Origin of the sequence: Staphylococcus gallinarum, from assembly GCF_000875895.1 — a bacterium.
Taxonomy (GTDB): Bacteria; Bacillota; Bacilli; order Staphylococcales; family Staphylococcaceae; genus Staphylococcus; species Staphylococcus gallinarum.
The window spans coordinates 1-481 of record NZ_JXCF01000248.1; the positions used below are offsets into that span (position 1 = coordinate 1).

1 protein-coding gene is annotated in these 481 nt (G+C 38.7%); it reads left to right on the forward strand.

What is annotated here, in order from left to right:
• The coding region (locus SH09_RS16785; protein ID WP_042740268.1) for a hypothetical protein at positions 1-481 on the forward strand (481 nt) is incomplete at both ends.

A 481-nucleotide genomic window follows, 5' to 3' on the forward strand; every position in this document is an offset into this window, starting at 1 on the left:
GCAGTTGCGCTTTCTGAAGAATTAGAGAAAAACAAAGAATACGCAACGGCAACAAGCGGTACAACATTCCGTTCTGCTTTTCGTAGTGCGGGAACAACACGTGCCGTTGAAGACTATTCAGGTAAAATTATCGACTACACAGGCGATTTAGTTCAAAAGCTTGATGACCCATCAACATCGTTAGCACCGGGTAATATTAACTTCTCGCCTAAATTTGTAGAAGGCAAAAGTAAATCATATGCGTTTTTAGTGAATCCAGATGGTATGATTACGAAAAAATCACTTGCTGTAAATAACGGTAGTGGTATTGTTGCGTATTCCGGTAACTTTATTACGCTTGATAATAATACACCGGAAGCGTATGTGTATTTAAGTAATGTTGGTATTTCTAATGGACACACAGTGGATGCAATTGCGAAAGTATCTATTATTCCGACGAAAGACAGTGATCCGTTAAACACTAGATACTTCCTTACATCAG